The sequence below is a fragment of the Natribacillus halophilus genome, assembly GCF_900100185.1.
Classification (GTDB): Bacteria; Bacillota; Bacilli; order Bacillales; family Marinococcaceae; genus Natribacillus; species Natribacillus halophilus.
Map to the genome: position 1 here is coordinate 91939 of NZ_FNEN01000007.1, position 25934 is coordinate 117872.

The window sequence follows — 25934 nt, forward strand, 5'->3', positions numbered from 1 at the left end:
GAAACGCTCCGCGGGGTATGATTTAGCCGAAGTCATCCCCCAAATGGCAAACGAAACGCTCCGTGAGGTATGATCAAGGTAATACAGATGCTGTTCCGTCCTCCGGGGAGCTGTGATGATACTTGGTCTTTACCGATACCGCGCGTACCGCGCGCAATCTGCAAGCGCTGCTTGCGAGGGCAGGCAAATCGTGCTATAATCATATGCAAAGAGGTCCTGTAGTGTACGTATGACACTATTTGTTTTAAAGCCAACACTTTTTGATAGGGAGCCTGACGTTTCAACCGGAAGTAAAAGCCCTCACAGGGACTTACGGAAGTTTGAGCAGGGCACCCACCTGCCATTGCAGGCTTGAAAACCTGGTGATCACTACGGCACAACGGGGCTTCTTCATGAGAACACACGCAAAGAAAGGCTGACCGAACCGGTCAGTCTTTTTGTCGTTCTTTCTAACATTAAGATTCAGCGTAAGAGAAATCTTACACTGAATCTTTCGCGATATTTTCGAGATTGCCGTCGTTGTCCAGACGAAAATTGTTGGACGCCATAAATGTTTCAGGGTTCGTCTCATCCATGAACATCATTTTGCGGGCGCGGTTAATGACGCTCAACAGAGACTGATATTCTTTTTCCAGTTCCTCGTGTTTATGGCGCCAGGCATCAACGCTTTCCTGCAGCTCTTGTTTCTCTTCTTCCAGTGTAGCTATCTTCTGATCGTTCATGCCGGATTCGCCTTCGCGCCTTTTCAATGTTTCCAAAAAGGCAATGACCTGCTCCAATGGCAAGTCTTCGTTACCGGAGGACATGGGTTGGTTGTCTGTCGTTGTTGACATCGTGGTGGTCGTGTTCATCCCGAACGTGCGTTGGACGGCATTGGCAGCATCGCGACGCTGGAAGGTCTTTCGTTCTCTTTTCGCATCACTGACGTTTCCTTCGTAGCGATCGCGAACGACGGCATTCCAGCGAAAGCCGCAGGCCGCGGCTGTGCGGTTTAAAATGTCACCGACTTCCTCGAACGCTTTCAACTGTGTACTGCCTTCCTTAATGTGTTTTAATACGGTATCCGCGAGTAAGACATCGTCTTCATGCGACCAGGCGTCCTGGCGTACTTTTGTCATCGCTATCCCTTCTTCCCTGAGGTTCATAGTATATCTTTCTGGTATTAATATGGACGATATTCATAATCTCTATACTTCCAGAAAGCAGGAAGAAGTAAAATAACCACAAAATTACCGTTTGTTGGTCGGTTTGAGGACGTGGTTGATTTTCGTTTGTGCATCCTGAAACGCCTGCTCAAATTTGCTGTTGCCGTTAAAGCGTAAATAACGGTGTTGTTTTAACGCATCGGGCAGGTATTGTTGCGCGACGAGAGCGTCTTTATAGTCGTGCGGGTATAAATAACCGACCCCGCGGTTTAGCGCCGTTGCGCCCTGATAATGGCTGTCGCGGATATGGGCGGGAATCGGCGGCGAGCCGTGTTTGTCAATATCCGCGAGGGCATTATCCAGCGCGCGATAAGCGCTGTTTGATTTCGGGGACAGTGCCAATTCGACGACCGCGTTGGCGAGCGGGATGCGCGCTTCCGGAAAGCCCAAGCGCTCGGCGCTTTCGATGGCGGCGAGCGTGCGCGTCCCGGCTTGCGGGTTGGCAAGACTGATATCTTCATACGCCATGACGAGTAAGCGGCGTCCGATACTCGTAAGATCGCCCACCGTGATCAAGCGGCCCAAATAATGCAGCGCGGCATCCACATCGCTTCCCCGTATCGATTTCTGGAAAGCAGATAGCACGTCGTAATGGTGATCGCCGTCTTTGTCATGGTCAAAATTTTTCTTTTGCGTACATGTTTCTGCGATCGCCAAATCGATGTAAATCGTATCGTCTTCAGCTGCCGGGGTGGACAAAACCGCGAGCTCGAGCGCGTTCAGGGCTGTGCGCATATCCCCGCCGGAAGCAGCGGCCATGTGCTCCATGGCCTCTTCATTCACGTTGGTCCGGTACGTGCCCAAGCCTTTTTCCTCGTCGGCAAGTGCAGCGACGAGCATTTTTTTGATGTCTTCTTTTTCCGGTTTATAAAGTTCAAAGACGTGGCAACGGCTGCGGATCGGCGGGTTAATCGAATGGTAGGGATTGGCGGTCGTGGCGCCGATCACGAGCAATTCGCCGCTTTCCAGATGAGGGAGCAGGAAATCCTGTTTGCCTTTATCGAGACGATGGAACTCATCGAGAATCAGGATCATGCTTCCGTACATCCGTGCTTCATCAGCGGCGATCTGTAAATCTTTTTTCTGATGCTGAACGGCATTCAGCCATTTGTAATGAATGTTTGTACTGCCTGCGAGCGCAATCGCCAGGGAGGTTTTCCCTGTTCCGGGCGGGCCGTGCAAAATCAGCGGATGGAGCCTGTTCGCCTCAACCATGCGGCGAATGAGGGCGCCTTCAGCCAACAGATGGTCCTGGCCATATACTTCATCGATCGTTTCGGGTCGCATGCGATAGGCGAGTGGTGTGGGACTCATTTTTTTTCAGCTCCTGGGAATATACGTTCTTTTTTATAAAAATAACACAGATACGAGCCATCTACAAGAAAAGCGCTTCGAATGCAAGGGAATGCAAAATGTGCTATAATAGCAGCGGATTTGCGCAGGTCATCTGCGCGACTGAAAAGAGAGAAGGAATATATGTGCAACACCAATATGGGAGAGTAAAGCGAGACGTTGTACGCTGGAGCATTTTTACGATCGGGCTCATGATCGTAGCCGTGGGGATTGCTCTTATGATCCGGGCCGATCTTGGCGCTGCTCCCTGGGACGTGTTTCACATTGGATTGACGATGAACGCCGGTTTAACGGTGGGAAGCTGGAGTATTATCGTCGGCATCGTCATTATCGGTGTAGCGGCGATCCTGGATAAAAAGCGCCCGCAGGTGGGCAGCGTTCTTAACATGATATTTGTCGGTGTTTTTCTTGATCTTTTTCTGCTTATCATGGCGACACCGGATAGCTTATGGCTGCGGTTTGCGATGCTCATCGGCGGCATTCTCATCATGGGCTTAGGTATTGGCATTTATATCGCACCGAAGTGCGGTGCCGGTCCGCGTGATACGCTCATGTTATCGATTGCGAACCGAACAGGCATGCAGGTCGGCCGTGCCCGGTTGTTTATGGAGCTGAGCGTCCTCGCGATGGGATGGATCCTCGGCGGTCCTGTATTTATCGGAACGATTATTTTTTCATTAACGATTGGTCCTGTCGTTGGCTATGCATTGCCTTACTGTCAACGGCTGTTTAATGATTGGCTAGAAAGAAGGGACAGATATGAAGATTTCTACAAAGGGTCGGTACGGGCTCACCATCATGATCGCGTTAGCTAAAAAACACGGGGATGGCCCGATTTCATTAAAATCGATCGCGAAAGACTATCGACTTTCCGAGCACTATCTCGAGCAATTGATTGCCCCGCTTAGAAACGCCATGTACGTGAAAAGTGTACGCGGCGCTTATGGCGGTTATATGTTGGCGACAGATCCCAAAGAGATCACGGCCGGAGACATTATCCGCGTGCTGGAAGGCCCGATTTCTCCGGTGGAAATCGTCGAGGATGAAGAACCGGCTAAGCGTGATCTTTGGATTAAGATCAGGGATGCTGTAAAAAATGTTCTCGACTCCACGACGCTTCATGATTTGGCGAATTATGAAGATACGGGTGAGCTGGAAGACTATATGTTTTACATTTGAGGTGGGTGTGATTTTCTTGACGGATATTTATTTGGATCATGCCGCGACTACCCCTGTGCGTCCGGAGGTCTGGCAAGAGATGAAGCCTTTTCTTGATGGCACGTATCAAGGCAATCCATCGAGTATTCATCGTTTTGGCCGCGAGGCGCGCGCAGCGGTGGATGCTGCAAGAATGACCATCGCTGAGAGCGTAGGAGCAGGCACCGAAGAGATCATTTTTACGAGCGGGGGGACGGAAGCGGATAACCTCGCGGTCACAGGTGCCGCCCGTGCCCGTGAACATGAAGGCAGGCACGTGATCACGACAGAAGTCGAACACCACGCTGTTCTCCACGCCTGCGAGCAATTGGAGCGAGAAGGATTTGACGTTACCTATCTGCCTGTGACCGCAGACGGAACCGTTCGTGTTGAAACCGTGCAGCAAGCTTTGCGGGAAGACACGATTCTCGTCACGATGATGTATGCCAATAATGAAACGGGCATCATTAACCCGATAGCCGAAATCGGTGAATGTTTGCGGGGGCACGAGGCCCTTTTCCACACGGACGCTGTACAGGCTTACGGCATGCTCCCCATCGATGTGGCGTCGCTTCAAGTCGATATGCTCACCGCTTCGGCCCACAAAATCAACGGCCCCAAGGGCGCCGGTTTTCTGTATGTCAAAAAAGAAACAACCCTTCACCCCCTCATTTTTGGCGGGGAACAGGAGAGGCGTCTGCGGCCGGGAACGGAAAATGTGCCCGCGATCGTCGGTTTCGGTGCAGCCGTGCAATCCTTGCAAAAGGAGAGGGAAACGCGGGCGAAAACGTATGGGCAGCTCGTGGCGCATCTCTTAACGACACTTGCGTCTGAGGATGTTCCGTATGAAATAAATGGAATCGAGGAAAAAAGACTTCCCTCCATCATTAATCTTCATTTCCCCGGCACATCGACAGAACCGCTCCTCGCACAGCTGGACTTGGAGGGCGTAGCGGTGGCCAGTGGATCGGCCTGCACGGCCGGTAGTTTCCAGCCTTCCCATGTGTTAAAGGCGATGTACGGCGAGGAGGATCCTCGGGTTCGCGCCTCGATCCGCATCAGTGTCGGCTTCGGCAATGATGAAGACCAAATGGAGACAGCCGCGCAGGCGATCGCCAATATCGCAAAACGGCAACGGAAGATATTGACAGAGAATTGAGGTGAAAAAATGACAACGAACAACAGCGACCTTCGTGTCGTCGTTGGCATGTCCGGCGGGGTTGATTCCTCCGTGGCCGCCGTCTTGCTCAAGGAAGAAGGCTATGACGTCGTCGGCGTTTTTATGAAAAACTGGGATGATACCGATGAATGGGGCGTCTGCACGGCGACGAGCGATTATCAGGATGTCGCCCGCGTCTGTGATCAAATCGGCATCCCTTATTACTCCGTCAACTTTGAACAGCAATACTGGGACCGTGTCTTCACGTATTTTTTGGATGAATACGAAAACGGGCGTACCCCCAACCCGGATATCGTGTGCAACAAGGAAATTAAATTCAGGGCCTTCCTCGATTACGCACTGCTCCTCGGCGCTGATTATTTGGCGACGGGCCATTACGCGCGTATTCACCGGCACGAAGACGGCTCGGTCGATCTTGTGCGGGGGGTTGACAACAATAAAGACCAGACGTACTTTTTGAATCAGCTGAGCCAGGACCAGCTCGCGCGCGTCATGTTCCCGCTCGGTGGTTATGACAAGAAGGACGTCAGGACGATGGCCGAAGAACGCGAACTCGCCACCGCTCGGAAAAAAGACAGTACGGGCATCTGCTTCATCGGTGAGCGCGATTTTAAATCCTTCCTCAAGCAGTATTTGCCCGCCCAGCCCGGAGAGATGCGCACGCCCGAAGGCGTCTATAAAGGCCGCCACGAAGGGTTGATGTATTATACGCTCGGCCAGCGCCAGGGGCTGGGCATCGGCGGTGCCGGCGAGCCGTGGTTCGTCGTTGATAAAGACCTCGATGAGAATACACTGATCGTCGCCCAGGGGAGCGACCATCCCGCCCTGATGTCGGCCGGGCTTTACGGTTCCGGCTTGAATTGGCTCCGTTCTTCCCTCCCTGAGCGCCCGGTCACCTGCACGGCGAAATTCAGATACCGGCAAGCGGATCAGAAGGTTACCCTCCATGTTGACGATAAAGACCATTTCTACGTGGCCTTTGCCAAGCCGCAGCGAGCGGTAACCCCAGGCCAGGCCGTCGTCTTTTATGACGGCGATGTCTGCCTGGGTGGGGGAACGATTGAAGCAACCGTGGCCCGTGAAGAACTGGTTTCGGGAAGTGGTTAAGGTGAGTGCGTACGAAAAAGGCACGGACGCAATGCGAGAAGGTAGATACGAAGAAGCGATCGCGTATTTTCGCGAAGCGCTGACCTCCGATCCGGACAACCCGTTGGTATACACGAATATTGGCAGTCTGCTTGCCCGTTCGGGGGAATATGAGCAAGCGCTGGAGAGTTACAGACGAGCGATCCAACTCGATGAAGGGCAGGCAGCTGCCTACTACGGGGCCGGAAATATCTCCTACAATATTGAAAAATTCCAGGAAGCCCTGCAGTTTTACCGGCAAGCCGAAGCGCTCGGCATGGACGATCAAAGCCTGCACCTGATGATGGGGATGTGCGAATATCAACTCGGCAACCATCCGTACGCGCTCGCACGCTTGCAACGAGCGGTCGAGTTGGACACGGACGATGATGAAGCCCGTTTTTATTTTGCCTTAACATTGGCGAAGCTGGAGCTCGTGGATGAGGCGATCGATGCGTTTGAGGTGATCGTTCAAAACGATGAACAGCATGCGGATGCGCATTATAACCTCGGTATTGCCTATCACGCCAGGGAAGAAAACGACAAGGCGCTGGCTCATTTTGAACGGGCGCTCGCGGCGCAGCCCGATCATTATCTGGCGGCACACGGGAAGAAGCGTGTCCTTAAAGCCCTGGAGTGACCGAAGAGGAGGCAAAGCATGAATGACGAATGGAAGGCGTCGCTGTCCTGGATCTCCGGGACGGTGAGTCATATCATTTTTCGTAACGACAATAATGGTTATACGGTCCTGAACATTCACATCGATGAAGCCAAGCCGGCCATTGCTGTCTCCTCGATCGCTATCGTCGGTCATTTCCCCGCGCCGCCTGAAGGGGAGATGCTGACGTTTTTCGGTCATTACCACGAGCACCCGCGTTACGGGCAGCAGTTCAACATGGAACTTTACGAACCGTACGTGCCGCAAGGCAGCCCGGCATTGATTCAATACTTATCGAGCCAACGGTTCCCCGGCATCGGCGAGAAAACAGCCACTCGTGTCGTCGAAGCCCTCGGGGAAGCGGCTATTGAAAAAATCATCAACGATCCCACCTGTCTATACGACCTCTCCGAACTTAAACGCGAACAAGCAGACATCCTCACCACACGCCTTATGGAAGAGCAAGAGCTTGCCGGTGTCATGAGCCGCTTGATCGGCTATGGATTCGGTACTGAATTGGCCACCAAAATTATTCAGAAATACGAAGGGGAGACGTTGACAGTCGTGGAGGATGACCCCTATCAACTCGTTCAGGATATCGAAGGCATTGGCTTTCAAAAGGCCGATACCCTCGGTGAGCAGCTAGGCATTGCTTCGACATCTCGCAAGCGCGTGAAGGCAGGGTTACTTTTTACACTGACCCAGATCTCGCAGACGGTCGGGCATGTGTATTTGCCGGAAAACATATGGGTCGAGGAGACATTGGGCGTCCTGAATTATCGTGACCGGACGGTCAATACTGATATGTTGTTGGACAGTATCGTAGAACTTGCCGAAGAAGGCACGGTCGTCGTTCACGACGATCGGGGCTACATGTTGTCGCTGTATTTCGCGGAAAAAGGGCTGGCGACGAACATGAAGCGTCTTCTAGGCAGGGAAGACCAGGAAACGTTTTCCCAGGATCTTTTTTTGAAAACATTGGGCGAATTGGAAGACGATTTCAAAATCACCTACGCCGAGCGTCAGAAAGAAGCCGTCGAGCTTGCGCTTAAATCGCCGCTCATGATTTTAACCGGGGGCCCGGGCACAGGGAAAACGACGGTTATTCGCGCAATCGTGGAGATGTTCAAACGGACGCGCGGCTGGGATCAGCGCAAAGAAAAAAAGCTCCCGGTCCTGCTCGCCGCGCCAACGGGCAGGGCGGCGAAACGGATGGCCGAGACGACCGGGCTACGCGCGTATACGATTCATAAATGGCTCGGCTGGCGCGGGGAAGGCGAAGAATTTCTCGAACACGATGAAGACAATCCTCTGGAAGGGGAACTCTTGATTATCGATGAAGCGTCGATGGTTGACATCTGGCTGGCAAATCAATTGTTTAAAGCCATTCCCGACGGGATGCAAGTCGTCATCGTCGGCGATGAAGACCAACTGCCATCGGTAGGCCCCGGCCAGGTGCTGGGGGATGTGCTGCGGTCAGAGACGATTCCGGCCATCTCATTATCGCTCGTTTACCGGCAGGCGGAGGGCTCTTCCATTATTGACCTGGCCCATGAGCTCAAGGAAGGACGGCTGTCTGCCGACTTTACCGAAGCACAACCGGATCGGTCTTTTATACCTTGCCAAGGAGCGGATATGCCAGATGTCGTCCTCCGGGTGTGCGAAAAAGCGTTGGAAAAGAATTATTCTGCCCGCGAGCTTCAGGTCCTCGTCCCGATGTATAAAGGCAGCGCCGGCATTCATCGCTTAAACGAACGGTTACAGGCACTTTTCAACCCTCCGCAGCAAGGAAAACGTTCCGTGAAATATGGTGACGTTGAATTCCGTCATGGCGATATCGTTTTACAACTCGTCAATAATCCCGAAGACAACGTTTTTAACGGCGACAGGGGAGAAATCGTCGCGATTCAGAGGCAGAAAGAAACGGAAGATGGCAAAGAAAAGCTCGTCGTCAGTTTTGACGGTAAGGAAGTCGAATATGAAAAACAGGCGTTAAAACAAATCACCCTCGCTTACTGTTCCTCCATACATAAAGCCCAGGGCAGTGAATTTCCCATCGTTATCGTCCCGTTGTCGATGTCTTACCGCCGCATGTTAAAAAGAAATTTGCTTTACACAGCGATTACAAGGGCTCGTGATTCTTTAATCATGGTCGGCGAACGCCGCGCCTTTGAAATGGCTGCCCAAAATAACGACCAGAATAGCCGTTATTCTCATTTGCATCTGCGTTTAGCAGGAGAGGAAGTAAGTTCCAATCATGAAAGCCCCGCAGAAGGACAATACTAACAATCCTGACTCTTTTACGTATAGCATGGGGATGATTCGGCCATTCTTGTGAAAAAGAAGTTTTTCACAGGAGGGATGATATGGTTCACTGTCCAAACTGTCAATTTAAGGATTTAGGGAAAATTGGCAGTAACCAATATTACTGTTGGCGTTGCTATATCGAAGTGATCGTACAGGGTGAAGAGCTGTCTGTTTTTCAGGTTGAAGAAGACGGATCGCTGAGCTCTCTGGATGATCTCTTTAGCAGCGAGGAACGTCAGTTGCATACGGATCCTCAGCTCATGCAAAAAGCGTCAGGACGGTAAATACGTATGAACGGAGGGTCGCTCATGAATAATAAAGCCGCCTCTTCACTGCTGATCGCAGGGATTGGCTCTGTCGGCACAGCCATTTATATGATGACCACTCAACGCTCAAATGCCAACTTGATGTCCAGACTTAAGAAAAACAAGTACTACAAGTCTTTTCGAAAAGCTTACCGGCGTGCCTTCTAGAGCAAAAATCGCCCGTTGTCATGAGACGGGCGATTTTTGTGTTTCAGGGATGGGCGTAATCATCCCCCAAAGGCTAGATCAGGTGCCCCGAAAGGTACGGGAAGTCCGAAATCATCCCCCGGGGGTTAGATAGGGGACCTCGAAAGGTATGGAAAGCCGGAAATCATACCCCAAAGGCTAGATCAGGTGCCCCGAAAGGTACGGGAAGTCTGAAATCATCCCCCAAAAGCTAGATCGGGCGCCCCGAAAGGTACGGGAAGTCCGAAATCATCCCCCAAAAGTTAGATCGGGTGCCCCGAGAGGTACGGGAAGTCTGAAATCATCCCCCAAAAGTTAGAACGGGTGCCCCGAGAGGTATGGAAAGCCGGAAATCATACCTCAGGAGTTATATAGGGCACCCCGAGAGGTATAAAAATCCCGAAATCATACCCCGGGTTTGGATAACTCCACCTGATTCGTAAATGCTAATAGAAATATGCACCTGGAGGTAAGCATGGATTCACGGAAATGGTTGCTTCGGTCTCTGTTTGTACTCATTCTATTGGCCTGCGTATACTTTCTTTATTTACTTACACCTGTCTGGAAACCGGTGTTAATCAGCATGGGAAAAATCATCCTTCCTTTTTTGCTTGCCGGTTTATTTGCGTACTTGTTGCACCCGGTCATCAAATTTTTGCAGCGATATGGCTTTCCACGCTGGGCCTCTGTCCTGCTTATTTATCTCGTCGTTTTTGGCGGAGGCATCTGGTTATTGATCGAAATGGCTCCCGTGTTGGTACGTCAATATAGCGAGTTTGTCAACGAGTTGCCGGGATGGATTCAAGCCTTCGAATCCGGATGGTCGTCCATTCACCGCCAGATCGATACATTGCCTCCCATCATTCACGATCAGGTGGAAGAGGGCGTCGTACAATTGGAGGCCAACGGGGAAGATATGGTGGAAAGGGTGATGGAACAATGGCCCGCGATCGTAGAAGGGGTTGTCATGCTTTTTTTGCTCCCCTTTTTAATCTTTTATTTGTTGAAGGACTTGTATGCCTTTGAAAAAGCGGCCACCTATATCATCCCGGAGCGATGGCAGGAAAATGGAAAAAAATTTGTACAGGCCGTCGATCACGCGCTCGGTTTTTACATTCGGGGACAGATTGTCGTCTCCCTTTGTGTAGGGGCGCTTTCGATTGTCGCGTTGTGGATCGTTCAGCTGCCTTATCCTTTGATCCTCGGGATCTTCATGGGAATGACGGACTTGATCCCTTATGTCGGGCCCTATATCGGCGCGGTTCCCGCTGTCATCGTCGCGCTCGGGGTTTCCTGGCAAACGGTTTTATTTACGATCATCGCGATTACCATTGTCCAACAATTGGAAAGCAATGTTCTCTCGCCCTATATCATGGGAAAAAGCGCCCACCTTCACCCACTGTTGATTTTACTGGCGTTACTGATCGGCTATGAATTCGCGGGTTTTATCGGCTTACTCATCGCCGTGCCGCTGTTTGTCATTATCGGGGAAGTCGTACGGGTTTTCCGTAAAAAAGAAGAAAATGAGGAAGCGTATTAACCTCCTCATTTTCCCGCTTGATTAGTCTTCACGAACATATTTTTGCTGTTCCTCATCATAAGTCGCGTTATCGACGAAATCGAATTCTTCCAGAATATGATCGGCCGGTCGTTGATTGAGCAAGCTCACGATGATAATCGCCAGGCTGCCGAGCACAAATCCGGGGAGGATTTCATAAAGATCGAACAAGCCGCCTTCAAAGAAATTCCATATGATAACAGTGAGCCCTCCGGTGGCAATGCCGGCAACAGCTCCCCAAGCGGTCATGCGGCGCCAGAAGACGCTGAATAACATCACCGGCCCAAAGGCGGCGCCAAAGCCTGCCCAGGCATATTCCACCAACTCCAGCACCGTGCTCTCCGGATCGTACGCCAAAAAGGTGGCAATGAGCGCAATCACGATGACACCGACACGGCCGACCCAGACGAGTTCATTGGCAGTAGCGTTCGGTTTAAGGAACCCTCTATAAAAATCCTCGGTAAGCGCGCTTGATGACACGAGCAGCTGTGAATCGATCGTGCTCATAATCGCCGCCAATATGGCAGCGAGTAAAATCCCGGCGACCCAGGGGTTAAAAAGCACTTGTGTGAACAGGATATACACCGTTTCTTCATCCGCCAACGGCGAGCCCGCGCCAACCCCTTCAAAGTAAGCGATGCCAATGAATCCTACAAAAACGGCACCAAGGAGGCCAAACGTCATCCATGTCATACCGATAAAACGGGCCGCGGGGATGTCATTTTCGGAACGTATGGCCATAAAGCGGGTAATGATGTGCGGTTGGCCAAAGTAACCAAGCCCCCAGGCGAGCAGGGAAATGATCGCGATCGCCGATGTCCCCGCGAAAGCATCCAGATAAACAGGATCAACGTCGGCAATACCGGAAACCGTACTGTCCCAACCGCCCATTTCGATCACGGCAACAATCGGAACAATGATAAGACCCAGAAACATCAGAATACCCTGTATAAAGTCGGTGAAACTGACCGCGAGAAAACCGCCTAAAAACGTGTAGGAGATAACGACGATCGCACCGACCCACAAGGCGGTTTGATACTCCCAGCCAAAGGTACTGGCGAAAAGCGTCGCTCCGCCGACCAGCCCCGAAGAGGTATAAAATGTAAAGAACAACAGAATAAAAAAAGCAGACACAATACGCAACGTCTTCGTTTGCACGATCTTTGTTTCATCACGAAAACGTTTATCCAGAAAGTCGGGCAGTGTAATCGCATTACGGGCGATTTCTGTGTAGCGGCGCAGCCGTTTGGCAAGAAACTGCCAGTTTAGGTAAGCACCGATCGTGAGCCCTATCGGCAGCCACATTTCACTCATCCCCGACAAGTAGACGGCACCGGGAAGTCCGAGGATCATGAAAGCACTCATGTCGGAGGCGCCCGCACTTAAAGCGGCTACGCCACTGCTTAATCTTCTGCCCCCCAGGACATAGTCAGACAAATTCGTGGTCGTACGGTAAAAGATAATCCCGATGATGAGCATACCGACGATGTAGATGATAAAGGTTATTAACGTAGGAATATCAAGATCCATTTATGCCCCTCCTTGCTCTCAACAAACTAATCAAAGACAGAACGACCGTAGCTAACATCGGAACGAGTAACCAGAACCAGGTGGCAAACGACATTATATCCCTCCCTATGTGGAATGAGCCATTCCCTTGATTAATAAAGCCAGTGTCGACATATCTCCGACTAAAAACGTTTCTTTTACATTGGCCGGCCGAGTTTCTCCGTAACGGTTCACCCAGCAGGATTTAATGTTTAATTCAGTGGCCGGAACGACATCGTATTTGAAACCGAACCCGACGTGGAGAAGCTCTGATCGTTCGATACCCAAGCGCTCAAGCGCCAAGTGAAACCCTTGATGATTGGCCTTATAAACACCGGCTTGTTCAGCCGTAATGATCTCATCAAAATCAACCCCCAGATGTGTGACGGTTTCATTAATGATGGCATCGTCCGTATTCGTGATCAGAGCGATTTTGGTGAGTTTTTTTAGTTCCAGCAAAGCTTCTTTGGCATCCGGGAAAGGTTCCCAGCTCCCCATGGATTCAGAGAAAGCGATGCAGTCATCCGTGCTAAAAGGATAGCCAAATTCGCGGAACGCCATCGCCATCGTATGCTTCAGAACTTCCTTGTAAGGACGATAGTGATCCTGGATATAGGTAAACTGAATGTTTTCCCAATGTCTCTGGAGAGCGACGACATCAGCATTATTTATGTCATATTGAGCCAAAATATTCCTAAAATAATTTTGCACGGCCCGATCCCAGTCAATGATCGTGCCGTAACAGTCGAAAGTGATGGCTTTTGGTGCGGTCATCATATCCCTCCTGAATTATTTTGAAAACATTCCTCGCAAAGCAAACGTGACGTTTTGCGGCCGTTCCGCCAATCGGCGCATGAAATACCCGTACCAATCGTGGCCAAATGGGACGTACGTGCGAAAGCGATACCCCTCATCGACGAGCGTCTGCTGTAAATCATCGCGGAAACCGTAAAGCATTTGAAATTCAAACATCTCTCTCGGGATATGATTTTTTTCTGTAAACGCTTTAATTTCAGCGATGATTTTGTGGTCATGAGTGCCGATGGCTGTGTAGCTTTCATTGCGTAAATGTGTTTGTACCATTTTTACAAAGTTTTCGTCAATGTCTGTTTTGTCTTGATAAGCGACGGTTGGCGATTCTTTATACGCCCCTTTGACGATGCGCAGCGGGATGCCCGCCAACTGTTCGGTATCCGCGATGCCCCGGTGGAGATAGGATTGTAAAACGGTGCCGACGTTGTCGTATGTTTTCCGCAACGCGCGTAAAAATTCCAATGTCTGGTCATAACGGGCGTAATTTTCCATATCGATGTTAATCGTATTGCCATAGTTGGCGGCGTGCTCGCAAAGTGTAGAGATCTGTTGCCAGCAAAGCGCTTCGTCTACATCGAGCCCGAGTTTGGTGAGTTTAACGGACAGGGTGCAATGGACGCCATGCTCATGGAGAACATCAAGCGTGTGCAGGCTTTCCTGCAGGGCCTCGCGCGCTTCCTGTTCGTCACTGACAAACTCGCCAAGATGATCAAGGGTGACCATGCGGCCACTGTCATTTAAATCCTTGATTTTCTCAATCGCGCTCTCGACGGTCAAACCGGCCACGACTTTCGACGCTCCGAGTTTCAATCCCCATCGCCTCGCCCCTTTATTCAGGACTTTATTGTTTGATAACGAACTAAAGAAGTTGCGGGAAATTTTTTGAATCATGGTGATCCCTCACTATATTTTTCAAATAAGGGCCCCGTCACTGGGACAGAGCCATATAAAATTAAAACTGGTCGCAAACCGTTTTCGGATCCATGAAGTGCAGGATATAGCCGGGTCCTCCGGCTTTCGAGTCGGTGCCGGACAATTTAAAACCGCCGAAGGGTTGATAGCCAACGATTGCTGCCGTACAGCCGCGGTTGAAGTAGAGATTGCCGACATGGAACTCGCGCCGGGCTTTCTCGAGGTTCGCGCGGTTGTTGGAAATGACCGAACCGGTCAACCCATAATCGGTGTTGTTGGCAATATCGATAAGTTCCTGAAAGTCTTTCGCTTTCGCGAAAGCCAAGACTGGTCCGAAGATTTCTTCCTGCATGATGCGCGCGTGTGGATCCGCGTCTGCAAAAATCGTCGGCTGGATGAAGTAGCCTTCGTCGTTATTTCCCGTTCCGCCGGTGACGAGGCGTGCTTCCTGTTTGCCGATGTCAATGTAATCGAGTATTTTTTCATAAGCGGCTTGTTCGCTCACGGGACCCATGTACGTTTCTGCGCTTTCCGGGTCGCCGACGGTCAGTTCTTCGGTTATTTTCGTCACTCTGTCGAGAACGTCATCGTAGACGTCTTCGTGAACGACGACACGCGAGCAGGCGGAGCATTTTTGACCGCTGAAACCGTACGCCGATTGCACGATCGCATCGGCAGCGAGGTCGAGATCGGCATCATCGTCGACGATAATCGTATCTTTGCCGCCCATTTCAATCGCTGTCTTTTTCAGGAAGTTTTGCCCCGGCTGCACTTTGGCCGCTTTCTCGTAAATGCCGATGCCGACGTCTTTGGAGCCGGTGAAATTGATGAAGCGCGTTTTCGGATGTTCGACGAGATAATCGCCGATTTCACCGCCGCTTCCCGGGATATAGTTGACGACACCTGCGGGCATGCCGGCCTCTTCGAGCACTTCCATGAATTTATACGCGATCACCGGGGTGAGGCTGGCAGGTTTGAGCAAGATCGTATTGCCGGCTACCATCGGGCCAACGGTTGTCCCCGCCATAATCGCGAACGGCAGATTCCATGGGGAAACGGTGAGCCCGACGCCGAGGGGCTGATACGTATACTGGTTGTGTTCAAACCAGCGGCTGTTCACCGGTTCGCCGTCTTTGAGTTCCACCATTTGCCGCGCGTAGTATTCCAGGAAGTCAATCGCTTCGGCGGAGTCGGCGTCTGCTTCTTTTCTGGTTTTGCCGATTTCATAAGTCATCCAGGCGGAGAATTCGTGCTTGCGGCGGCGGGCAATCGCGGCCGCCCGGAACAGGACATTCGCCCGTGCTTCCGGATCCCAATTGCTCCAATCCTGGAAGGCGGCTTGTGCTTTTTCCATCGCTTCTTCGGCGTGGCTTTGCGAGGCTTTGGAAATCGTCCCGACCACTTGCGACTTATGGGCAGGGTTCACGGACGTTATTTTTTTCTCCGTCGTTACCCGTTCGCCGCCGATGATGAGCGGATATTCCTTGCCGAGTTCGCTTTTGACAAGTTTGAGCGCAGCTTCATACTCGGCATGATTGCTGGTTTCTTTTAAATCCGTAAATGGTTCGTGGGTGTATGAAACGACCATTGCGATCACTCCTTAAAATAATGTGCACACTAAAATCATGCAATTTATGTGCCAAAATAAAAAGGCGTTTGTGATCGGGGTGAGTAGGCGAAAACTGCAAAATAATTTTCATTTCCGCAAAATTATTTGCGATTATATTTGTCCAGTTTGTACTGTAAGTTTTGCCGACTAATGCCGAGCAACTGCGCCGCTTGAGTCACATTGCCCCTACTCGCGTCCATCGCTTCAGCGACCAGGTTTTGTTCGATGTGGGCAAGACGCTCGGGTAAGGATTCTTTCTGTTGCAATGGTTTAGAGCCTTCAGCATGAGGGCGGTGTGGCTGCTCGCGGATGTGGCGCGGCAAATGCTGAATATCGAAAACGGTTTCATCGCTTAAAAAATTCATCGCCCCCTCGATGATGTGTTCCAGCTCACGCACGTTGCCCGGCCAATGATAGGCTTGCAGCACAGTAAGGGTCTCATCGGAAAATTTCTGTACTTTTAAATGAAAGCGGTTATTGTATTTTCGTAAAAAAAAGCGTGCGAGCTTTGTTGCATCATCGCCGCGTTCCCGCAGCGGGGGAATAAACAGGCTGACGACGCTTAAGCGGTAATAAAGGTCTTTTCGCAAGCGTTCGGCAGCAATCGCCTCCAGCGGGTCTTCGTTTAACGTCGCCAGCAGACGAACGTCAAAGGGGCGTTCTTTCGCCTCACCGATGCGTGTCACTTTCTTTTCCTGCAGGACGCGCAAAAGCTTAGGCTGCAAATGGAGCGGCAGAGCGTTCACCTCGTCCAGAAGCAATGTACCTCCGTCGGCTTGTTCAAATAAGCCGGGGCGATCAATCGCACCTGTAAACGCGCCTTTGGCCGTTCCGAACAGAATCCCTTCCACAAGACTTTCCGGGAGGGCGGCGCAGTTTTGGGTGACGAATGCTTTTCCTTCGCGTTCTCCCCGATTATGAATACTTTGCGCGAACAGTTCCTTGCCGGTACCGGTTTCACCGATAATCAGGACAGGAGAGGCCGTGCGAGAGGAACGTCGCGCCTGCTCGACCACCTCCATAAAGTTGGGGGATTCCCCGAGTAAATCCGCGAATTGAAAACGCGTCCCTTCTTCGTTCGTGCGTTTGTCGCGCAGAATTTGTTCCATTTGACTGACATCCTTGGCGATTTCAACGGCGGCAATCACTTTGTCATTGTCCATTAATGGATAAACGTGGTTGATCGTCGTGATGACCTCACCTTTGGCATTAAAATACGTCTGTCTCTTGTTTTCAACGACACGCGCGTATTTTAAGGCCTGTATGAGCCGGCTTTCTTTTTCATTTTGAAACTGAAAGACGTCCATAAATGGACGATCGGTAAAATCGGAAAAAGTCATCGATTCGATCGCGCGCATTTTTTCGTTATAAATGAGCGGCTTCCTTTCCTGGTCGATGACTCGTATGCCGAGGTCGAGTTTGTCGAACAATTGCTCATAAATGGACTTAGCCAACGTATTCGCCTCCCTTCTAAGCTCAGGATAGCAAAAAATTTTGCAGATTTACAGGCCGATATCTGCAATAAAAGCCTGCAGCCGTTCCTGAAATGCCACCGTCGTTACCGTATGCGCCTCGGTATGCCCGGCGTCCGGAACAATCCATAATTCCGGTTTGCCCCCGGCGGCCTCGTAAAGTTCATAGGCCATGTCCGTGGGAACGAGCTCATCTTCACTGCCATGGATGAGAAATAAAGGGAGCGTGTTATCTTTTATTTGCTCAATCGTCGAAGCTTCCGTAAACGTATATCCGGCCCGAATATTGGTGACGAGACTGGTGATATTCAGAAGCGGAAAAGCAGGCAGGCCGTATAAATGCTGTAGTTGATGCGTCAGTTCCTCTTCCACAGTCGTGTAGGCACTGTCAGCCACGATGCCCCGGACTTCGTGGGGGAGATCTTCCCCGCTCGCCATCAATACAGTGGCGGCTCCCATCGATTCTCCGTGCAGGAGTATATTTTCGGCATCATGCTCGTCGATGAGCATATCGATCCAATCCAGATAGTCGAAGCGGTCATGCCACCCAAAACCGATATAATCCCCTTCACTTTCTCCGTGACCGCGTGCATCCGGTTTTAAGACATCAAACCCCTGGTCGTGATAAAATTCCACGTATTCATCCATATTTTCTTTTTGACTGCGGTAACCATGGGCGAGGATGACGGCATTGCCATCGGAATCTCCGTTAGGCATGTAACTTGCGGCCAGCTGCAGATCATCGTAGCTGGTGAGCTCTACCTCGATTTGTTCCTGCTCGTCATACCAGTCTTGTGCCTCTTCCATTAAGCGCTCATCTTCCGGATCAGCCAGCGCCTCCGCGTCTGTATCTTCACTATGTAGGTCAACAGCGACACCCCGCTGCACACTTTCCCGATAAAAATAGTTGCTCGCCCATATTAGGGCAATGATCATAATCACGGTAAAAATACCGGCAAAAAGGAATATTTTCTTTTTCATTTTTCGGTCACTCCTAACGATGCACGCCTGGATCCATTATATCGCGTCGGGAGCGGTAAGGGATATATGTGAGACTTAGCTGATAAATTCGGGAGATCGCTGATAAATTGACGCGTTCGCTGATACTGGTTAGGCGATGGCGTCATCCGCGGAAAGTGAAGCCATAATCCGTCTAATTCTAGCATCCAATGACATCACCAAAGGAAATAGCATCTATAGTAAGGGTATCCATGACTAATTATTCGGACTTTGACGAAAACGAAACTGCGGTTTTAACCTCACCCTTGACATCACAGCCCAAATTCGATATAAAAGAAGAAATCAAAGAGACGATCATACGATGATGGAACGAGTAGATCCGGCCCAGTTTTACAGAAAAGGATCCCGCGGCTGAGAGGGTCCGAACATGGATGGATTGAACGCTATTCCGGAGTGCAGCTAAACCCTGCCGTACCGCCGCGTTAAGGCTATGAAGCGAGCCATTGGCCAGGCTAATGGTTAACAAGGGTGGTACCGCGAGCAAGCAACCTCGTCCCTTTCCGGGGGCGGGGTTTTTCATGCTTTCATGCTAATAAAGGAGGACCAGTGATGAATCGATTAACATCAGCTGACGTGCGCCAGCTTTTTCTCGATTTTTTTCAGGAAAAAGGCCATGACATTGAGCCGAGCGCGTCCCTCGTCCCCCATGAGGATCCTTCACTGCTATGGATCAACAGCGGGGTGGCGACGCTCAAAAAATATTTTGATGGACGCGTCGTGCCGGAAAATCCGCGCATCGTTAACGCGCAAAAGGCGATTCGCACCAATGATATTGAAAATGTCGGCAAAACCGCCCGGCACCATACGTTTTTTGAAATGCTCGGCAACTTCTCGATCGGGGATTATTTTAAAGAAGGCGCGATCGAGCTGGCGTGGGAATTTCTCACGGATGAACGCTGGCTCGGCTTCGAGCCGGAGCGCTTGTCCGCTACCGTCCACCCCGAGGATGATGAAGCGTATTCGCTTTGGAAAGATCATATCGGTTTGCCGACGGAGCGGATTATTCGCCTGGAAGAAAATTTCTGGGACATCGGCGAAGGACCGAGCGGACCGAACGCGGAAATTTTTTATGATCGCGGGCCAAAATACGGGGATGATCCGAATGATCCCGAGCTCTATCCGGGCGGGGAGAACGATCGCTATCTGGAGATTTGGAATCTCGTATTTTCCCAGTTTAATCATAACCCCGATGGCACCTACACCCCACTGCCGACACAAAACATCGATACCGGCCTGGGGCTAGAGCGTTTGGTATCGGTCATTCAGGACACACCGACAAACTTCGAAACGGACTTGTTTTTGCCGATCATTAAGGAGACGGAAAACTTAACATCAGCCGCGTACGGGGAAGCTGATCTATACGACACGGCATTTAAAGTCATCGCCGACCATGCCCGCACGGTTGCTTTCACCATCGCTGACGGCGCACTACCCTCGAATGAAGGGCGAGGCTACGTGCAGCGGCGCTTGTTGCGGCGCGCGGTTCGCTACGCCCATTCCCTCGACATTGAGGGCGCGTTTATGTATCGCCTCGTGCCGACGATTGCCGACATTATGGAACCATACTACCCGAATGTGAAGGAAAAAGAAGCGTTCGTACAAAAGGTGATCCGCAATGAAGAAGAGCGTTTTCACGAAACGTTAAGCGATGGCCTCGCGATTTTAAATGACCTGATCAAAACGGCGGACCAATCCGGAAAAACACAAATCGACGGGGACGACGTGTTTCGCCTCTACGATACGTACGGCTTTCCTGTCGATTTGACGGAAGAATATGTCGTGGATGCCGGCATGTCCGTTGATCTCGCCGGCTTTGAGCAGGCGATGGAAAAGCAGCGGGAACGGGCACGCGCCGCGCGCAAAGAAGGCGATTCCATGCAAACCCAAAATGAGACCCTTCGCTCGTTGCACGCCGCGAGCACGTTCGTCGGCTATGAGCAGACGGAAACGGAGACGACCGTGCAGTCGATGGTGCAAGAGGATACGAGCGCGGAAGAAGCGCGCGCCGGCGAAGAAGCGCTTGTGATTCTAAAAGAAACCCCGTTTTACGCAGAAAGTGGAGGGCAAATCGCGGATCGAGGTTTACTTTACGCCGACGCCCTCAAAGCGGAAGTCACCGACGTCCAACAGGCACCCAACGGCCAGCCCTTACACAAGGTAGTCGTTCTCGACGGGACGTTAACGAACGGCCAAACGCTCACAGCGAGCATTAACGAGCAAGACCGCGCCGCGATCGCCAAAAATCACACGGCAACGCATTTGCTCCATCAAGCGTTGAAAGACGTGCTCGGCGATCATGTCAACCAGGCAGGCTCATATGTCGGCCCCGATCGCCTGCGCTTTGACTTTTCCCATTTTGGACAAGTCACGAGCGAAGAAATGCGCGAGATTGAGGCGATCATCAATGAAAAAGTAGCCGCAGCCACAAACGTGTACGCGGAAGAAACCACCCTTGAAGACGCCAAAGCAAAGGGAGCGATGGCGCTGTTCGGAGAAAAATATGGCGCCCGTGTGCGTGTCGTCCATATCGGTGATTTCAGCATTGAGCTATGCGGAGGGACGCATGTGAACAACAGTTCCGAAGTCGGCGTCTGTAAAATCGTCTCCGAAGCAGGCATCGGCGCAGGCATCCGCAGAATCGAAGCCGTGACCGGCCAGGGTGCGTATCAGTTTTTGAATGAAAAACTGCAATTGCTGGAACAAGTGCAAGCGCAGGTAAAAGCCAAATCGACCGAAGATGTTCCGCGCAGAGTCGAGCAGCTGCAGCAAACGCTTCGGGAAACAGAAAGGGAAAATGAATCACTCTCCGCTAAATTGGGAAATATGGAAGCTATGCAGTTGCTCGATGACGTCCGTCATATAAATGGCGTTCCCGTTTTGGCCGGGCAGCTGGATAACAGTGATATGGATAAGCTCAGGACGACCGCGGACCAATTAAAGCAAAAGCTTCCCACCGGAATCATCGTCCTCGGCACCGCCAAAGACGGCAAAGTCAACCTCGTGGCCACGGTGAGCAAAGATTTGGTTTCCGACGGCTACAAGGCCGGTGACATTGTGAAAGAAGTCGCTGCCATTTGCGATGGCGGCGGGGGCGGTCGCCCCGACATGGCCCAGGCGGGAGGCAAAAGCCCGGAAAAACTCCCGGAAGCGCTGGCAACGGTTGATGAAATTGTCGCCTCCATTTCATAATTTCCCCATATCGTGTACAATAGGAGCAAATCAGGTACGAATGTGCTTAGCGAGGTGAACAAGCTATGAGCTCTAAAGACAACACGGTGAAATTTAATGTACCGGAAGAACCACCTGAAGGAGACGTCAAAGAGGTACTGATTAACGTTCATCACGCCCTTGAAGAGAAAGGGTACAACCCCATTAACCAAATCGTCGGCTATTTATTGTCGGGAGATCCGGCTTACATTCCGCGGCATAATGATGCGCGCACCTTGATTCGTCGCCTTGAAAGAGACGAGCTTATCGAGGAACTTGTGCGCACGTATTTACAGAAAACGAGGAGCTGACATGAAGATACTCGGGCTTGATGTAGGAGACAAACGCATCGGAGTCGCGATCAGCGACGCCTTGGGACTGACGGCGCAAGGCCTTGAAACCGTCATGGTAAAAGGGCAGGAAGCCACGGTGGCCATGATTTTACAAATCGTTCATGATCAAGACGTCGAAAAAATCGTCGTAGGTTTGCCGAAAAATATGAACGGAACCCTCGGGCCGCGTGCCGAAATCACCCAAACGTTTGCGGCAGCCCTTGAAGAAGGTACCGATGTTCCTGTACAGTTTTGGGATGAACGATTAACGACCAAAGCTGCAGAGAGAACGTTAATTTCCGGAGATGTGAGTCGAAAAAAGCGCAAACAAGTCGTCGATAAGCTCGCAGCGGTGTTGATTTTGCAAGGGTATCTTGATCATGCTCACTCGACAAAATGAGGTGAAAAAATGGCGGAAGAAGAAGAAAACGAACGTGTGATTATTCCTGATGAAGATGGAAATGACCATGTCTTCGAGGTCCTGTTCACATTTAACATTGATGAAACCGAGCGCTCCTATATGGTCGTGACGCCGGTCGTCAATGAGGATGAGGACCGCGAGGACGAAGAGGTTGAAATTTTTGCTTTCCAGTATGAAGAGACAAATGAAGACCCTTCCGGATTTTCCCTGTATCCGATCGAATCCGATGAAGAATGGGAAATGGTCGAGGAAATGATCGCTACGATGTTGGATGATGACGAAACGCTCTACGTTGACGAAGATAACCGCGAAGGTTAATTCTCTGACGGGCAGCAACCTGGACCGTGGCCTCCCGCGGCCCGGGTCTTCTTATGATATCTGAAAAGACCTTCTGGGAGAGGGAGGGTTTGATTGAGCGAGAAACAGGAAATGAATCAACCAAAGAAAAATCAGGCCCGGGATGCGCGGAAAGTACGTCGGATTGTCTTATGGATCGTGCTTGCATTCATCGTGCTTGTACTCATCGGTCTGCTCACCGGTTATTTTTACGTGCGCGCGGCTATGGCGCCAATGGATGAGACTGATGATACACCTGTTGAGGTCGAAATCCCATCCGGTGCAACGGTCGGAGGCATTGGGGAGATTTTGGAAGAAGAACATCTGATTGTTAATGGCACATTTTTCCGCTATTATGCTCGTTTTCAAAATGCGACACAATTCCAGGCCGGCATCTATGAACTGGACCAAACGATGAATCTTGATGAAATCCTGGAAACGCTGCAAGAAGGCCCTGATCGAGAAGCTTATTCCGTATCGTTTACGATTCCGGAAGGCTTGTGGATCGAAGATATTGCCGAGACGATCGCGCAGGAGACGGATCATGATGAGGATGATGTGATGAATCTCCTCGAAAGCGAAGACTATGCTGAAGACTTGGTGGACGAGTACGACTTTTTAACGGAAGATATTTTACATGATGATATACGCTATCCGTTGGAAGGATATCTCTTCCCGGCCATGTATGAATTTGTTGAAGAAGACACATCCCTTGAAGTCATCGTGGATTCGATGCTGCAACGGACGTCGGAAGTCTATGATCAGGTCGTGGAAGAAACGGGCAGTGAAAACGATCTGGATCCCCACGACGTCCTGACGTTGGCTTCCATTGTGGAACGGGAAGCGCAAACCGCAGAAGATCGCAGGCTGATCGCGGGTGTGCTCTTCAACCGACTTGAAGACGACATGCAATTGGAAGTGGATCCCACGGTTGCCTACGCGCAGGGCGAACATTTATATATGACATCCCTTGAAGATATCGACATCGATCATCCGTTTAATACGTACCAAAACAGCGGGCTTCCCCCCGGCCCGATCGCGAGTCCCGGTGAAGACGCGATAAGAGCCATTTTCGAGCCGGAAGAGACTGAATATCTCTTTTTCTATGCCCGTGTAACCGGAGAAGTCATCTATTCCGAAACGTTCGAAGAGCACGAAGAGATTCATGAAACGTACCGTGATGAATGGATTGAAGCCGAGGAAGAAGAGGAATCAGAAGAATGAAGGCTTACCTGGACACATTGCAAAATAAACCGGACCTTAGTGAATTGGAACGTATGCGTGCGTATGCAGAAAAAGCAAACATCCCGATTCTGGAAGAAGACAGTATGCAGCTGTTATTGCAAGTCTTGACGTTGACCGCTGCCAGGCATGTGCTGGAAATCGGGAGTGCGATCGGCTATTCCGCCCTGCGAATGGCTGCAAGCGACAAAGGACGGAACGTGACCACGATTGAGCGTGACCGGCATCGTTACGAACAGGCCCATTTATTTTTGGCCGATTCGTGTTATAATAGGTCGATCACATTGCTCTACGGGGATGCGTTTAACCATGTGGATACGCTCGCCGAGAAGCAGCCCTATGATGCTTTGTTTATCGATGCCGCCAAAGGCCATAACAAAGCGTTCATCGAAACATTCACTCCTTTTGTGAAAACAGGGGGCGTGATCATTGTCGATAATGTTTTCCTGCGGGGCTGGGCGGCCGAGCCGGACAATGCGCCGGAGCGATTACAAAATATCGCGAAGAAAGTGCATGACTTTAATCAATGGCTGCGGGATCATCCGCACTTAGATACGTGGTTTCACCCGGTGGGCGATGGACTGGCGGTTAGTTTTAAGTTTTACTGAAAAAAGAATTGTATTTTTTAAATGACGTGCGTATGATAGAGCAAAGAAAGCGAGGCGGTTAACCCTTGCTTTCTTCTTACGATAACCCATCTCGGCGATAAGCGTCGGATGGAGGTTTCGAGGAGTGAAGAAAATGGCGGAAACAAAAAAATATTACATGACCCAGGATGGACTGGCAAAGCTGGAAGAAGAATTGGAATATCTCAAAACAACGAGACGCCAGGAAGTCGTTGAACGCATAAAAATTGCCAGGGATTTTGGTGATCTGTCGGAGAACTCGGAGTACGATGCCGCCAAGGACGATCAGGCTTTTGTCGAAGGACGTATCGTCCAAATCGAGAACATGATCCGCAATGCCCTGATTATTGAAGACAATGGCGATACGAATGAAGTCAACCTCGGCAATTCTGTAACCTTTAAAGAATTGCCGGACGGAGATGAAGAGATCTATACGATCGTGGGCAGTGCCGAATCCGACCCATTGGAAGGGAGAATTTCCAACGATTCCCCGATGGCGAAGAGCCTGTTAGGCCGACGTATCGGGGAACAGGTGACCGTCACGACACCCGGCGGAGATATGGATGTTGAAATCGTGAATATTCAATAATAGCTATGTCTAGGGTTGGCGGCATAGCGCAAAAAGGTGATTGTAATGGACGATCCAAATCAATTTCGAGGGGAAAGTCGCAGAGAATTACGCAAACGTAAAACGATGAACCGACTAATGAATACAGCTATTGGCGTCGTCGTGGTTCTGATTGGATTTTTCCTGTTCGCGCTCGTGTTTCAGGACGACGATGAACCGGTGGCCGATGATGAATTTGAGGAAGATGAACCCGATGTGGAAGAAGACGTCGAAGAAGACGTTGACGAAGAGGAAGCGCCCGATGAAGAAGCGACGGAACCGGAAGAATCCCCGGACAATGGCCTGGATGACGAAGACGGTGAAGACGGCGAAGACGAAGATGGGGGCAATGACACAGAAACTGACGAAGAAGGAGATAACGGCGACGAGTTGTCTCCGCCGGAAGATGGAGACTTTGAACCGATCGGTACCGAGCAGGAAGATTTCGAACCTAACTTTGATTCTGATAGTCAAAACTGGAGCGAAATGATAGCGGCGATTGAGTATGCCACCGGCATTTCGGAAGACGAATGGTCAACGCTTCACTGGTTAGGCAGCGGTGACGGTCCCGATGAGGCAGAAGGAACGATTGAGCACGATGGCACCGAATATGTGGTGACGATGGAATGGGTCGATGATGAAGGCTGGATGCCGACGAATGTTGAGGAAAACTAGAAAGTGCCAGCTTTAAGCCCGGGATCGGATGGCCTCGGGC

Annotated in this window: 25 protein-coding genes and 1 other RNA gene; 18 read left to right on the forward strand and 8 right to left on the reverse strand. The window is 50.9% G+C overall.

Annotated elements, in window-relative coordinates:
• Positions 1 to 210 precede the first annotated feature (210 nt).
• Positions 211 to 390, forward strand: a non-coding RNA gene (gene ssrS / locus BLS58_RS09720) — 6S RNA.
• 89 nt (positions 391 to 479) lie between these two features.
• Here ssrS and BLS58_RS09725 read toward each other — a convergent pair.
• Together BLS58_RS09725 and BLS58_RS09730 are read right to left on the reverse strand one after the other, a co-directional pair.
• Positions 480 to 1118, reverse strand: coding sequence for an RsfA family transcriptional regulator (locus BLS58_RS09725; protein WP_090398381.1), 639 nt, complete (start codon positions 1116 to 1118; stop codon positions 480 to 482).
• A gap of 111 nt (positions 1119 to 1229) precedes the next feature.
• Positions 1230 to 2519 carry a replication-associated recombination protein A gene (locus tag BLS58_RS09730; protein WP_090398383.1) on the reverse strand — a complete coding sequence of 430 codons (1290 nt, stop codon included), beginning with the start codon at positions 2517 to 2519 and terminating at the stop codon, positions 1230 to 1232.
• Between the two features lie 164 nt (positions 2520 to 2683).
• Between BLS58_RS09730 and BLS58_RS09735 the strand changes: the two genes are divergently transcribed.
• The 9 genes from BLS58_RS09735 (at position 2684) to BLS58_RS09770 (ending at position 11056) form a co-directional block, all read left to right on the forward strand.
• A complete protein-coding gene (locus BLS58_RS09735) occupies positions 2684 to 3373 on the forward strand; it encodes a YczE/YyaS/YitT family protein (protein WP_090398522.1) in 690 nt (229 codons plus the stop codon).
• Positions 3318 to 3737 carry a cysteine metabolism transcriptional regulator CymR gene (cymR, locus tag BLS58_RS09740; RefSeq protein WP_090398385.1) on the forward strand — a complete coding sequence of 140 codons (420 nt, stop codon included), beginning with the start codon at positions 3318 to 3320 and terminating at the stop codon, positions 3735 to 3737. Before BLS58_RS09735 ends, cymR begins: the two co-directional genes overlap by 56 nt.
• A gap of 16 nt (positions 3738 to 3753) precedes the next feature.
• Positions 3754 to 4914, forward strand: a complete 1161-nt coding sequence (locus tag BLS58_RS09745; RefSeq protein ID WP_090398387.1) for a cysteine desulfurase family protein — start codon at positions 3754 to 3756, stop codon at positions 4912 to 4914.
• Positions 4915 to 4923: 9 nt separating this feature from the next.
• Positions 4924 to 6042, forward strand: coding sequence for a tRNA 2-thiouridine(34) synthase MnmA (gene mnmA, locus BLS58_RS09750; protein ID WP_090398389.1), 1119 nt, complete (start codon positions 4924 to 4926; stop codon positions 6040 to 6042).
• Entirely contained in the window at positions 5996 to 6700 is a 705-nt protein-coding gene (locus BLS58_RS09755) for a tetratricopeptide repeat protein (RefSeq protein ID WP_245723127.1), read from the forward strand. Before mnmA ends, BLS58_RS09755 begins: the two co-directional genes overlap by 47 nt.
• Before the next feature lie 18 nt (positions 6701 to 6718).
• On the forward strand, positions 6719 to 9004 hold the full coding sequence (gene recD2 / locus BLS58_RS09760) for an SF1B family DNA helicase RecD2 (protein ID WP_090398393.1): 2286 nt from the start codon (positions 6719 to 6721) through the stop codon (positions 9002 to 9004).
• Between the two features lie 80 nt (positions 9005 to 9084).
• A complete protein-coding gene (locus BLS58_RS09765) occupies positions 9085 to 9309 on the forward strand; it encodes a hypothetical protein (protein WP_090398395.1) in 225 nt (74 codons plus the stop codon).
• Positions 9310 to 9333: 24 nt separating this feature from the next.
• Positions 9334 to 9498: a hypothetical protein gene (locus BLS58_RS17550; RefSeq protein ID WP_176764695.1), complete on the forward strand. Its 165-nt coding sequence runs from the start codon at positions 9334 to 9336 to the stop codon at positions 9496 to 9498.
• A 493-nt stretch (positions 9499 to 9991) separates the two neighbouring features.
• Positions 9992 to 11056 carry an AI-2E family transporter gene (locus BLS58_RS09770; protein WP_176764696.1) on the forward strand — a complete coding sequence of 355 codons (1065 nt, stop codon included), beginning with the start codon at positions 9992 to 9994 and terminating at the stop codon, positions 11054 to 11056.
• Positions 11057 to 11077: 21 nt separating this feature from the next.
• Here BLS58_RS09770 and putP read toward each other — a convergent pair whose 3' ends face one another.
• The 6 genes from putP to BLS58_RS09800 all read right to left on the reverse strand — a co-directional run bounded on the left by putP (position 11078) and on the right by BLS58_RS09800 (position 18409).
• On the reverse strand, positions 11078 to 12604 hold the full coding sequence (gene putP / locus BLS58_RS09775; protein WP_090398399.1) for a sodium/proline symporter PutP: 1527 nt from the start codon (positions 12602 to 12604) through the stop codon (positions 11078 to 11080).
• Positions 12605 to 12709: 105 nt separating this feature from the next.
• On the reverse strand, positions 12710 to 13396 hold the full coding sequence (locus BLS58_RS09780; RefSeq protein WP_176764697.1) for a haloacid dehalogenase type II: 687 nt from the start codon (positions 13394 to 13396) through the stop codon (positions 12710 to 12712).
• A 15-nt stretch (positions 13397 to 13411) separates the two neighbouring features.
• Positions 13412 to 14326 carry a proline dehydrogenase family protein gene (locus tag BLS58_RS09785; RefSeq protein ID WP_090398403.1) on the reverse strand — a complete coding sequence of 305 codons (915 nt, stop codon included), beginning with the start codon at positions 14324 to 14326 and terminating at the stop codon, positions 13412 to 13414.
• Positions 14327 to 14387: 61 nt separating this feature from the next.
• Positions 14388 to 15935 carry an L-glutamate gamma-semialdehyde dehydrogenase gene (gene pruA, locus BLS58_RS09790; protein WP_090398405.1) on the reverse strand — a complete coding sequence of 516 codons (1548 nt, stop codon included), beginning with the start codon at positions 15933 to 15935 and terminating at the stop codon, positions 14388 to 14390.
• Positions 15936 to 16057: 122 nt separating this feature from the next.
• Entirely contained in the window at positions 16058 to 17410 is a 1353-nt protein-coding gene (locus tag BLS58_RS09795) for a sigma-54 interaction domain-containing protein (RefSeq protein WP_245723128.1), read from the reverse strand.
• A 48-nt stretch (positions 17411 to 17458) separates the two neighbouring features.
• A complete protein-coding gene (locus BLS58_RS09800; RefSeq protein WP_090398408.1) occupies positions 17459 to 18409 on the reverse strand; it encodes an alpha/beta hydrolase in 951 nt (316 codons plus the stop codon).
• Positions 18410 to 18997: 588 nt separating this feature from the next.
• Here BLS58_RS09800 and alaS point away from each other — a divergent pair.
• From alaS to BLS58_RS09840, 8 genes are all read left to right on the forward strand, one after another.
• Positions 18998 to 21637 carry an alanine--tRNA ligase gene (gene alaS / locus BLS58_RS09805; protein WP_090398410.1) on the forward strand — a complete coding sequence of 880 codons (2640 nt, stop codon included), beginning with the start codon at positions 18998 to 19000 and terminating at the stop codon, positions 21635 to 21637.
• Between the two features lie 65 nt (positions 21638 to 21702).
• Complete coding sequence (locus tag BLS58_RS09810) at positions 21703 to 21966, forward strand: IreB family regulatory phosphoprotein (RefSeq protein WP_090398412.1); 264 nt, start codon at positions 21703 to 21705, stop codon at positions 21964 to 21966.
• A gap of 1 nt (position 21967) precedes the next feature.
• Positions 21968 to 22387 carry a Holliday junction resolvase RuvX gene (gene ruvX / locus BLS58_RS09815; RefSeq protein WP_090398414.1) on the forward strand — a complete coding sequence of 140 codons (420 nt, stop codon included), beginning with the start codon at positions 21968 to 21970 and terminating at the stop codon, positions 22385 to 22387.
• A 9-nt stretch (positions 22388 to 22396) separates the two neighbouring features.
• Positions 22397 to 22726 carry a DUF1292 domain-containing protein gene (locus tag BLS58_RS09820; protein ID WP_090398417.1) on the forward strand — a complete coding sequence of 110 codons (330 nt, stop codon included), beginning with the start codon at positions 22397 to 22399 and terminating at the stop codon, positions 22724 to 22726.
• 93 nt (positions 22727 to 22819) lie between these two features.
• Positions 22820 to 23968, forward strand: coding sequence for an endolytic transglycosylase MltG (gene mltG / locus BLS58_RS09825; RefSeq protein WP_245723129.1), 1149 nt, complete (start codon positions 22820 to 22822; stop codon positions 23966 to 23968).
• A complete protein-coding gene (locus BLS58_RS09830) occupies positions 23965 to 24594 on the forward strand; it encodes an O-methyltransferase (RefSeq protein WP_090398418.1) in 630 nt (209 codons plus the stop codon). Before mltG ends, BLS58_RS09830 begins: the two co-directional genes overlap by 4 nt.
• A gap of 133 nt (positions 24595 to 24727) precedes the next feature.
• Positions 24728 to 25201 (forward strand): transcription elongation factor GreA, encoded by a 474-nt coding sequence (greA, locus tag BLS58_RS09835; RefSeq protein ID WP_090398420.1) that lies wholly within the window; start codon positions 24728 to 24730, stop codon positions 25199 to 25201.
• Positions 25202 to 25246: 45 nt separating this feature from the next.
• Positions 25247 to 25894, forward strand: coding sequence for a YrrS family protein (locus tag BLS58_RS09840; protein WP_090398422.1), 648 nt, complete (start codon positions 25247 to 25249; stop codon positions 25892 to 25894).
• Positions 25895 to 25934: the final 40 nt, after the last annotated feature.

Bases quoted from the DNA above. Each gene is read 5' to 3' on its own strand.
- BLS58_RS09725 (WP_090398381.1), bottom strand. From the start codon at position 1,118: ATGACAAAAGTACGCCAGGACGCCTGGTCGCATGAAGACGATGTCTTA.
- BLS58_RS09730 (WP_090398383.1), bottom strand. From the start codon at position 2,519: ATGAGTCCCACACCACTCGCCTATCGCATGCGACCCGAAACGATCGAT.
- cymR (WP_090398385.1), top strand. From the start codon at position 3,318: ATGAAGATTTCTACAAAGGGTCGGTACGGGCTCACCATCATGATCGCG.
- mnmA (WP_090398389.1), top strand. From the start codon at position 4,924: ATGACAACGAACAACAGCGACCTTCGTGTCGTCGTTGGCATGTCCGGC.
- recD2 (WP_090398393.1), top strand. From the start codon at position 6,719: ATGAATGACGAATGGAAGGCGTCGCTGTCCTGGATCTCCGGGACGGTG.
- BLS58_RS09765 (WP_090398395.1), top strand. From the start codon at position 9,085: ATGGTTCACTGTCCAAACTGTCAATTTAAGGATTTAGGGAAAATTGGC.
- BLS58_RS17550 (WP_176764695.1), top strand. From the start codon at position 9,334: ATGAATAATAAAGCCGCCTCTTCACTGCTGATCGCAGGGATTGGCTCT.
- BLS58_RS09770 (WP_176764696.1), top strand. From the start codon at position 9,992: ATGGATTCACGGAAATGGTTGCTTCGGTCTCTGTTTGTACTCATTCTA.
- putP (WP_090398399.1), bottom strand. From the start codon at position 12,604: ATGGATCTTGATATTCCTACGTTAATAACCTTTATCATCTACATCGTC.
- BLS58_RS09780 (WP_176764697.1), bottom strand. From the start codon at position 13,396: ATGACCGCACCAAAAGCCATCACTTTCGACTGTTACGGCACGATCATT.
- BLS58_RS09785 (WP_090398403.1), bottom strand. From the start codon at position 14,326: ATGATTCAAAAAATTTCCCGCAACTTCTTTAGTTCGTTATCAAACAAT.
- pruA (WP_090398405.1), bottom strand. From the start codon at position 15,935: ATGGTCGTTTCATACACCCACGAACCATTTACGGATTTAAAAGAAACC.
- BLS58_RS09800 (WP_090398408.1), bottom strand. From the start codon at position 18,409: ATGAAAAAGAAAATATTCCTTTTTGCCGGTATTTTTACCGTGATTATG.
- alaS (WP_090398410.1), top strand. From the start codon at position 18,998: ATGAATCGATTAACATCAGCTGACGTGCGCCAGCTTTTTCTCGATTTT.
- BLS58_RS09810 (WP_090398412.1), top strand. From the start codon at position 21,703: ATGAGCTCTAAAGACAACACGGTGAAATTTAATGTACCGGAAGAACCA.
- ruvX (WP_090398414.1), top strand. From the start codon at position 21,968: ATGAAGATACTCGGGCTTGATGTAGGAGACAAACGCATCGGAGTCGCG.
- BLS58_RS09820 (WP_090398417.1), top strand. From the start codon at position 22,397: ATGGCGGAAGAAGAAGAAAACGAACGTGTGATTATTCCTGATGAAGAT.
- BLS58_RS09830 (WP_090398418.1), top strand. From the start codon at position 23,965: ATGAAGGCTTACCTGGACACATTGCAAAATAAACCGGACCTTAGTGAA.
- greA (WP_090398420.1), top strand. From the start codon at position 24,728: ATGGCGGAAACAAAAAAATATTACATGACCCAGGATGGACTGGCAAAG.
- BLS58_RS09840 (WP_090398422.1), top strand. From the start codon at position 25,247: ATGGACGATCCAAATCAATTTCGAGGGGAAAGTCGCAGAGAATTACGC.